10 protein-coding genes are annotated in these 8,982 nt (G+C 62.5%); 1 reads left to right on the top strand and 9 read right to left on the bottom strand.

Annotated elements, in window-relative coordinates; translation table 11 throughout:
• Nucleotides 1–79: 79 nt before the first annotated feature.
• Nucleotides 80–1,306 (bottom strand): MFS transporter, encoded by a 1,227-nt coding sequence (locus ACQRBV_RS07025; RefSeq protein WP_232965719.1) that lies wholly within the window; start codon nucleotides 1,304–1,306, stop codon nucleotides 80–82.
• Between the two features lie 172 nt (nucleotides 1,307–1,478).
• Between ACQRBV_RS07025 and ACQRBV_RS07020 the strand changes: the two genes are divergently transcribed.
• Nucleotides 1,479–2,372, top strand: coding sequence for a LysR family transcriptional regulator (locus ACQRBV_RS07020; protein ID WP_411985058.1), 894 nt, complete (start codon nucleotides 1,479–1,481; stop codon nucleotides 2,370–2,372).
• Between the two features lie 146 nt (nucleotides 2,373–2,518).
• Here ACQRBV_RS07020 and ACQRBV_RS07015 read toward each other — a convergent pair whose 3' ends face one another.
• Genes ACQRBV_RS07015 through ACQRBV_RS06980 form a run of 8 tightly spaced genes read right to left on the bottom strand, consistent with a single transcriptional unit; the run spans nucleotide 2,519 to nucleotide 8,970 of the window.
• Nucleotides 2,519–2,914: a hypothetical protein gene (locus tag ACQRBV_RS07015; protein WP_411985059.1), complete on the bottom strand. Its 396-nt coding sequence runs from the start codon at nucleotides 2,912–2,914 to the stop codon at nucleotides 2,519–2,521.
• A 26-nt stretch (nucleotides 2,915–2,940) separates the two neighbouring features.
• On the bottom strand, nucleotides 2,941–4,167 hold the full coding sequence (locus ACQRBV_RS07010; RefSeq protein WP_090367262.1) for a beta-ketoacyl-ACP synthase: 1,227 nt from the start codon (nucleotides 4,165–4,167) through the stop codon (nucleotides 2,941–2,943).
• Nucleotides 4,167–4,895 (bottom strand): 3-oxoacyl-ACP reductase FabG, encoded by a 729-nt coding sequence (gene fabG, locus ACQRBV_RS07005; protein ID WP_411985060.1) that lies wholly within the window; start codon nucleotides 4,893–4,895, stop codon nucleotides 4,167–4,169. Before fabG ends, ACQRBV_RS07010 begins: the two co-directional genes overlap by 1 nt.
• The gene (locus ACQRBV_RS07000; RefSeq protein WP_060755191.1) at nucleotides 4,892–5,353 is read right to left on the bottom strand and encodes a hotdog family protein; all 462 of its coding nucleotides are present in this window, start codon (nucleotides 5,351–5,353) and stop codon (nucleotides 4,892–4,894) included. The genes fabG and ACQRBV_RS07000 overlap by 4 nt, the downstream gene beginning before the upstream one ends.
• Entirely contained in the window at nucleotides 5,350–6,516 is a 1,167-nt protein-coding gene (locus ACQRBV_RS06995) for a beta-ketoacyl-[acyl-carrier-protein] synthase family protein (RefSeq protein WP_060755190.1), read from the bottom strand. The genes ACQRBV_RS07000 and ACQRBV_RS06995 overlap by 4 nt, the downstream gene beginning before the upstream one ends.
• Entirely contained in the window at nucleotides 6,513–6,995 is a 483-nt protein-coding gene (locus tag ACQRBV_RS06990; RefSeq protein ID WP_205344146.1) for a hypothetical protein, read from the bottom strand. The genes ACQRBV_RS06995 and ACQRBV_RS06990 overlap by 4 nt, the downstream gene beginning before the upstream one ends.
• Entirely contained in the window at nucleotides 6,992–7,726 is a 735-nt protein-coding gene (locus ACQRBV_RS06985) for a class I SAM-dependent methyltransferase (RefSeq protein WP_205344147.1), read from the bottom strand. Before ACQRBV_RS06985 ends, ACQRBV_RS06990 begins: the two co-directional genes overlap by 4 nt.
• Nucleotides 7,723–8,970 carry an NAD(P)/FAD-dependent oxidoreductase gene (locus ACQRBV_RS06980; RefSeq protein WP_411985061.1) on the bottom strand — a complete coding sequence of 416 codons (1,248 nt, stop codon included), beginning with the start codon at nucleotides 8,968–8,970 and terminating at the stop codon, nucleotides 7,723–7,725. The genes ACQRBV_RS06985 and ACQRBV_RS06980 overlap by 4 nt, the downstream gene beginning before the upstream one ends.
• Between the last annotated feature and the right edge of the window lie 12 nt (nucleotides 8,971–8,982).

Genomic DNA, 8,982 nt, shown 5'->3' with positions numbered 1-8,982 from the left:
GCGGTGGTTCAGTTACAAACACTGAAACTGACACACCGCTATCGGGAGCAAGCCCCCTCCCACTTTCCGCCATATCGTGTCAGACCTTCACATTCCCCAGCGGCGGCAATTTCGCCAGCTTCAGCGCCACCAGCAACGCACCGATCAGCAGCGCCACAATAAACCCGCCAATCCCGTTCCAGCCTGCAAAGTGCCAGAAGAACCCTCCCGCAGTCCCCGCAACACTCGATCCCACGTAGTAGCAGAACAAGTACAGCGAAGACGCCTGCCCCTTGGCTTTTACCGCGCGGCGGCCGATCCAGCTGCTGGCCACCGAGTGGGCGCCGAAGAAGCCGAACGTGAAGATCAGCATGCCGGGCACCACTAGCCACAGGGGGGTGAAGAGCGTCAGGAGCATGCCGGCGAGCATCAAGACGATAGTGCCCCATAACACGCGGCGGCGGCCGAGGCGGTCGGCCAGGGAGCCGATTTTGGCCGAGCTGTAGATGCCCGAGAGGTACACCAGCGACAGCAGGCCGACCACGGCCTGGCTCAAGTCATACGGGTCGCCCAGCAAGCGATAGCCTATGTAGTTGAACATCGTCACGAATGCGCCCATCAGCAGGAAGGCTTCGAGAAACAACCACGGCAAGCCCGCGTCCTTGAAGTGCATGACAAAACCGTCCAGCAGGCTACGGGGCTTGAGGCTGGTGGCGCGGAAGTTGCGTGACTCGGGAAGGATTTTCCAGAACACCGTGGCCGCCATCAGCGCCAGGGCGCCAATGATCAGCATCGCGGTATGCCAACTGACGAAGTCGATCAGGACGCCGATGATCAGGCGGCCGCTCATGCCGCCAATCGCGTTGCCGCCGATGTACAAGCCCATGGCCAGGCCGATGTGCTGCGGATGGATCTCTTCGCTCAGGTAGGTCATCGCCACCGCCGCCAGGCCGCTCAATGACAACCCCACCAGCGCACGCATCAGGAGGATGCCTTCCCACGTCGGCATCAAGCCGCTGGCGATGGTCGCCAGCGCGGCGCAGAACAGCGCTGAAACCATCACGGGTTTGCGCCCCAGCCTATCGGAGATCGGCCCGGTGATCAGCAAGCCGAATGCCAGCATCGCCGTGGACACCGACAGAATCAGGCTGCTTTGCGCCGCATTGATGGAAAACTCATGGGACAGCGCCGGCATCATTGGCTGCACGCAATACAGCAGGGCAAAGGTCGCGAAACCACCGGAGAACAGCGCCAGCACGGTGCGCATGAACATCGGCGTGCCTTTTTCGATGTACTCGTCGTTGAGCTGGGCGACCACCTCGTCCAGGGCAGTGGGTGGGCGTTCTTGAGCGAATGGCGCGACAGCAGATTTCACGGGGACCTCGGGGAGCGAAAGCCTGCCAGGACTGGCAATACAAAAAAGAATATAGCTGGCTAATGATTCTTTCCAATATATTGTTCGACCTGTTTGAGAGCTTTTACGACCTAATAAGGTTTGCATGGAATTACGTCATTTGCGCTACTTCATTGCCGTCGCCGAAGAACTGCATTTTGGCCGCGCCGCACAGGTACTGGGCATCTCGCAGCCGCCGCTGAGCCAGCAGATCCAGGCGCTGGAACAGGAAGTGGGGGCGCGTTTGTTCGAGCGCACCAATCGTCGGGTTGAGTTGAGCGAGGCCGGACGGTTGTTCCTGCAAGAGGCGCGGCTGGTACTGGCTCAGGTCGACAAAGCCGCCGATGTAGCGCGGCGCGCGCAATCAGGTGAGTTGGGCGAACTGAAGATCGGCTTTACCTCATCGGCGCCGTTCAACTCCAGCATTCCCCAGGCGATCTTTGCGTTTCGCCAGGCGTTCCCGGCGGTGCATCTGAATTTGCAGGAAATGAGCAGCACCGAAGTGGCCGAGTCGCTGGTGGATGAGTCGATCCAGGTGGGGTTGATGCGCCCGCTGCCGTTGCCTGACTCGCTGGGTGTCATTGAGTTGATGCGCGAGCCACTGGTGGCCGTGCTGAATGCTGGGCATCCCCTGGTGTACGGCAGTGAGCGCGGCTTGCACCTGGCACAGTTGGCGCAGGAGCCGTTTGTGTTTTTCCCGCGGACCTACGGCAGCGGTCTCTACGCTCAACTGCTCAATCTGGCGCGTGACGCCGGCTTCAGCCCGCACTTCGCCCAGGAGGCGGGGGAGGCGATGACCATCATCGGCCTGGTAGCGGCGGGGCTCGGCGTGTCGGTGCTGCCAGCCTCTTACCAGCGTATCCGCATTGATGGCGTGGTGTATCGCACCTTGCTGGATCAAGAGGCGGTGACGGCAGTATGGCTGGTGCAGCGCAAAGGCGTGCAGAGCCCGATGGCGAAAGCGTTTGTGGAGTTGTTGACGCGCCAGCCCGTGCAATGATCGTCCCCACGCTCTGCGTGGGGACGCATCCCGTGGCGCTCCGCGTCACCCTGGCACAGGACTGGAGTCTTGCGCCAACAGCGGTACGCAGAGCGTCCCAGGCGGCATTCCCACGCGGAGCGTGGGAATGATCAATGAATCAGAGTTTATTGCAGTCCCGCACCCCGCAACCCCGCCAGGATGTCGCGATCCAGCATGCTCACCCAACGGTTGTAGTTGCGATGGATCTTCCCGTCCTTGTAGCCCAGGTCGCGGCTGTCGCGGTAGGTGATGGCGTAGCTGTTGCGGGTGTAGCGGATATCGATTTCCGCGTGGAACTGGTTGCGCACGGTGATCTCGGCCTGCACCAACTGCGGGCTCAGGCGCTGTACTGTCCATTCGCGCTTTTGCAGGGCGTTGACGATGACCTGTTTGACTTGCTCTTCACTGACCTGGGGGCCGGCTACCAAATCGTGCTGGGTGTTGAGTACCGGTTTACTGGTGCAACCGGCAGTGCTCAGCAGGGCCAGGGTGATCAGGGTGGCGCGTAGCAGGGAGGACATTCCGTTTTCTCCAATCGATTAAAAAGTCAGGACCAGCGGCGGAAAATCAGCGATGTGTTGACGCCGCCAAAGGCAAAGTTGTTGTTCATCACGTAGTCGTGGTGCATCTCACGCAGACCGCCTTGCAGGTAATCCAGCTCGCCGCATTGCGGGTCGACGACGTCCAGGTTGAAGGTGTGTACGTACTGGTCGCGGTTCATCATCTCGATGCTGAACCACGACTCCAACGCACCGCAGGCGCCCAGGGTGTGGCCCAGGAAGCTTTTCTGTGAGCTGATGGGCATGCGGCTGCCGAACAGGCTGCTGGTGGCCAGGGTCTCGGCAATGTCGCCTTGGTCGGTGGCAGTGCCGTGGCCGTTGACGTAGCCGATGGCATCCGGGGTGAGACCGGCATCTTCCAGGGCCAGCTCCATGGCGCGGCGCATGGTTTTCTGTTCGGGGCGGGTCGTGTGCTGGCCGTCGGCATTGCTGCCGAACCCGACGATCTCGGCGTGGATGTGCGCTCCTCGCGCCAGGGCGTGTTCCAATTCTTCCAGCACCAGCATGCCGCTGCCCTCACCGATCACCAGGCCGTCGCGGCCACTGTCATAAGGCCTTGGGCTGGTTTGCGGTGCATCGTTTTTCAGGCTGGTGGCATAGAGCGCGTCGAATACCATGGCTTCGGTGGGGCACAGTTCTTCGGCGCCGCCGGCAAGCATCATCGGCAGACGGCCGAACTTGATCGCTTCATAGGCATACCCAATGCCCTGACTGCCGCTGGTGCAGGCGCTGGACGTGGGGATCAACCGCCCGGTGAGACCAAAGAAGATACTGATATTCGCCGCGGTGGTGTGGGGCATCATGCGCACATAGGAGTTGGCATTCAGCCCCTCGGCCACCGAATTGAGCAGCATATTGCCAAACGCCTTGATCTCATCGGTGCTGCCGGTGGACGAGCCGCAGGCCACGCCCATGCGCCCGTCCTTGATCGACTCGTCGCCCAGCAGACCGGCGTCTTTCAACGCCTGCTCGGCGGCCCACACCGCCAGGCGCGAGACGCGACCCATGCTGCGCAGTTGTTTGCGCGTCCAGTGGGCGGGCACGACGAAATCGTCAATCGGCCCGGCCAGGCGTGTATTCAATTCGCTGAAGCGGTCCCACTCATCCATGCGCCGGATGCCGCTGCGGTTGGCGCGGAAGTTGGCCGAGATAGTGGCCCAATCGCTGCCCAGGGAGGTCATGCCGGCCATGCCGGTGACGACGACACGCTTCATCAGCATAGGCCTCCGTTCACCGCCAGCACCTGGCGAGTGATGTAGCCGGCTTCGGCCGACATCAGGAAACTCACCGCGCCGGCGACTTCTTCCGGGGTGCCCATGCGCTGCGCCGGGATCATCTTCATCAGCTCTTCAACCGGCACGTTTTCATCGAGCATCGCGGTGTCGATCAGGCCGGGAGCCACACAGTTGACGGTGATCTTGCGTTTGCCCAGCTCGATGGCCAGTGCCTTGGCTGCGCCGATCAGGCCGGCTTTCGAGGCGCTGTAGTTGACCTGGCCACGGTTGCCGATCAGCCCCGATACCGAGGTGATGCACACGATACGCCCGGCCGCACGACGGCGGATCATCGGCATCATCACCGGATGCAATACGTTGTAGAAACCATCGAGGTTGGTGCGCATCACCACGTCCCAATCGTCTTCGGACAAGGCCGGGAACGCGCCGTCGCGGGTCAGGCCGGCGTTGAGTACTACGCCGTAATAGGCGCCATGCTGCTCCACGTCCGCCTCCAGGATTTGCTTGCAGTGCGCACGGTCCGCCACATCGAACTGCAGCACCCGCGCCTGGCGCCCCAGGGCCTGGATTTCGACCTGCACCGCATCGGCTTCGGCCCGGCCGCTGCGGCAATGCAGCACGATGTCATGCCCGGCCTGGGCCAGGCGCAAGGCAATGGCGCGGCCGATGCCACGGCTGGAGCCGGTGACCAGTACGGATTCAGTCATGGCGTTTCGTCCTTAGATTCATCTAAATAGTTGGCCGCCTGGGGCGGTCGAAATACGTTCAAGCGGGCGCTGGCCTGGATACCGTCGCCGGTCAGGTGGCATTCGAACACCCCCATGCCGTTATCGTCTTCCAGGGAACGCAGGCCGTGGATGCGCAGCTCGGCGCCTGCGGGGAAGTGTTCCACGTTGCACTCGAACTTGCGTGTGCCCAGCAGGAAGCCCAGTTCCACGGCTTCGCCTTTCTGGCGTGCCCGGCAACCGGCATAGGCGGCGACACTCTGCGCCATCAGCTCGATGCCGACCCAGGCCGGCAGGCTGCCGTCCGGGCGGCTGAACAAACCGCCGGGCTTGACGGTGACACGGGTGTGGACCTGCTCCTCATCGAACGACAGCACCTGGTCGATCAGGATCATGTCGCCCGCATGGGGCAGCAGTTCGGCGAGTGGCCAATCGATCATGGGGCCTCTGCGATTATCAGGCTGATGTTATTGCCGCCGAAGGCAAACGAGTTGCTCATCAGGCAGCGTTTTTTCAAGGTGTCGCCCGCTGCGGCCCATTGCAAGGCCGGCAATGCCGGGTCGGCCTGGCCATCCCACACATGCGGCGGCACTGCACCGTGAGCCAGGCTCAGCCAGCAGAAGGCCGCTTCCAATGCACCGGCTGCGCCGAGGGTATGGCCGCTCATGGGTTTGGTCGACGAGCAGGCCACACCCTGCGGGAACAGGCTGGCCACGGCCAGGCTCTCCATGGCGTCATTGTGCAGAGTGGCGGTGCCGTGCAGGTTCAGGTAGCCGATCTGTTCCGGCGCCAGTTTCGCACTGGCCAGGGCCTTGCGCATGGCGTGCAACGCACCTTTGCCGGAGGGTTCGGGGGCGGAAATGTGGTGGGCATCACAGCTGGCGCCGCTGCCGATCAACGCGATGGGCGCAGGCTGGCGACTCATCAGGAACAGCACCGCTGCTTCGCCGATGTTGATGCCATTACGGTTCACCGAAAATGGATTGCAGCGTTCGCTCGACACCGCTTCCAGCGCGGTGAAACCGTTAAGCGTCAACTTGCACAGACTGTCTACGCCGCCGCAGATCACCGCATCGCATACGCCCAGGTCCAGCAGGCGCTGGGCACTGACCAGCGCACGGGCACTGGAAGTGCACGCTGTGGAGATCACATAGGCCGGGCCGCTCAGGTGCAGCCAGTCGGCGAGGAAATTCGCCGGCGCGCTGAGCTCCTGCTGCTGGTAGTCATAGTCGCCGGGGAATTGCTGATTGCGCAGGTAATGGGCGATACCGCGGCTGGCTTCATCGATGCCCGACGTGCTGGTGCCCAACACGACACCCACGCGTGCTGCACCGTGAGTGTGGATCGCCTGACGAATCTCGTCTTCAATCTGCAGCGCCGCTTCCAGCAACAGTTGGTTGTTACGGCTATTTTGTGCGCACAGCGCTGCGGGAATGTCTGCCAGCTCACCCCGCACGCCGCCTACCGGCAACACGCGATCCGGCACCCAGCCGCTCTCGGCGCGCATGCCCGAGCAGTCGCCGGCAAACAGGCTGCGGCTGACTTCGGCTTGGCCGCGCCCCAGCGCGCAGATCACGCCGAGCGCATTCAGATAGGCCGTCATCGGCCCACCCCAAGCGGCGTGATGCGATAGCTCAACGGCTGCCCATTCATGTTCACACTGAACACCTCGGAAGACTGATACACGATTTGCCAGTGCCCCGGCAGCGTACGCGTCAGGTCCCTCGCCTGGGCGCTCGGGTACAGCGCAGGCACGTCATCGGCCGACGTCAGGGCAAACAGCAGCGCAGCGAACAGCTCCCGCGCCTGAGGGTTTGGCGGCAGCAAACCATCGGCCTGCCACTGGCCATCGACCAGTTTTTGGCGGGCCTGGGGAATGCCCAGCGGGTCCATCATCGACCAGCGAATCGCGCTGCCTTCACGCTGGATGACCAGCAACCAGTCCTGGGTCTGGCCGCCCGTGCGGCGCTGCACATGCAGTTGCATCGGCAAGCTCAACGCCGGGGTTTTCGCCGGCAGCGGCGGCTGGCTGGCGCAGGCACTCAGCAGCAACAGGCAGCCGATCAGCAACAGGCGGATCATGGGGTGGCACTCGCCAGAGGTTTACGCGCTACGCAGTTGACCAGCGTTTCCTCACGTTGGCCCACCGGCGGCGGATTGCGCAGGCCCCAGCGTTCGAGCAGGCCGAAATCGCTGGCACGGCTCCACCACAGATAGGGGTATGAGACGTTCTGCGGGCCAAATTCAAAGCCCTGTTCGCGGAGCATCTGCAGGTACTCTTCGGCGCTCTTCTGCACGTGCATCGGGTGACGGAACAGCCAGCGGATCACCCAGGTATCGATGTAGGCTTCGGTCGACTCGGCAAACAGCAAGTAACCACCGGGCTTGAGCACTCGGTAGAACTCTTTGAGTGCGCGATGCTGTTCGACCAGATGATGAAAGGTCTGGTGGCAGAACAGGATGTCGACGCTTTCGTCCGGCACTTGCAGGGTCGCGCAGTCGCTGCCGATCAGTTCCACCGCCAGGCCTTGGCGGGCGGCTTCGGCCTGGCTCAGCGCCAGGCTGTGAGGGTCGGCATCCAGGCCGATCAGGCGCTCGGGCGCAAAGACCTGCTGCAAATAGCGAAACGACTTGCCCTGGCCGCAACCGGCGTCCAGCAACACCGGCGCCACCGGCAACGGTTCGCTGAACAAGCTGCGCAGGTCATTGATCGCCACGCGCAACACATGGTGTTGCCAGGTGTGGCTGCGCAGGAACCAGAAACCGAACCGGGTTTCTTCGACGTAGTTCTTACTCAGGTACTGGGTGGTCATACCGTTTCACTCGCACAAATTTCCGACAACATCCGCAGGCGCCGCTTGGGTTCGCTGACAAACGGATTACGTTCATCCCAGGCATAACCGGCGAGGATCGAGCTGATCATCCGACGGATCTCCGGTGAGCTGCCCGGATGAAAAATCACGTCCTGGAACGTTCCGGCATACCAGCCTTCGACGTAGCAACGGAAGGTATCGACACCGCGCTTGAGCGGCTCGGCAAACTCGGTTTGCCAGTCGACGGTTTCGCCCTTCAATTGGCGATGCAGCACACCCGCCGCCATGCTCGCCGAACGCATGGCAATGGTTACGCCGGAGGAGAATACCGGGTCGAGGAACTCCGCCGCATTGCCCAACAGCGCAAAGCCCGGCCCGTGCAGGGTTGTGACGTTGGCCGCGTAACCGCCGATGGTCCGTGCCGGCGTGTCCCAGACGGCGTTTTGCAGTACGCCGCGCAGGCTCGGGGTTTCATCGATGAAGCCCCGCAGGCACGCGTCGAGGTCGCTGTCGCGGCCGTCAAAGTGTTGTTTGGCCGCCACTACGCCCACTGAACAACGCCCGTTGCTGAAGGGGATGGTCCAGAACCAGATATCGCGCTTCGTCGGGTGGGTGGTCACGAGGATTTTGCTGCGGTCGAAACCTGGGTGCGTGATGCAGTCCTCGACGTGAGTGAATACCGCCTGGCGCAAGGGAAAGTTCGAAGGGGCTTCCAGTTCCAGCAGGCGCGGCAACACGCGGCCATAACCACTGGCATCCAGCACGAATCTGGCCTTGACGTGGTACTCGCTGCCGTTCTCCCGGCGGATATGCAGGTAGCGGCACTCGCCACTCAAGTCCACACCCGCGACGGTTTCGCCGTAGCGAATGTCCACGCCTTGCAGTGCGGCCTGATCGGCCAGCAACTTGTCGAACTCGCCGCGCTGCACCTGGAAGGTGGTCGGCTTGCCGTTGCTGAAGGTGTCGCCGAAATCAAACGCGCTGTAGCGCTCGCCCCAGGCGAACGCCGCACCGGTTTTCACTTGGAAACCCGCTGCTTGCACGGCGTCGAGCATGCCGGCTTCTTCGATAAAATCGATGCAGTGGGACAGCAGGCTTTCGCCAATCGAGAACCGTGGGAAATGCTGGCGCTCGATGATCAATACGTCATGCCCGTTGCGCTTTAACAGCGCGGCGGCGATAGCCCCGGATGGTCCGGCGCCGATCACGACCACCTGGCGACGTTCCATTTCAACTATTGGCACGAGGGCTCCTTG

Origin of the sequence: Pseudomonas sp. R11F (assembly GCF_050312575.1) — a bacterium.
Classification (GTDB): Bacteria; Pseudomonadota; Gammaproteobacteria; order Pseudomonadales; family Pseudomonadaceae; genus Aquipseudomonas; species Aquipseudomonas palleroniana.
Note: the sequence above shows the minus strand (reverse complement) of the source record. Positions and strands in the feature narration are given on the sequence as shown.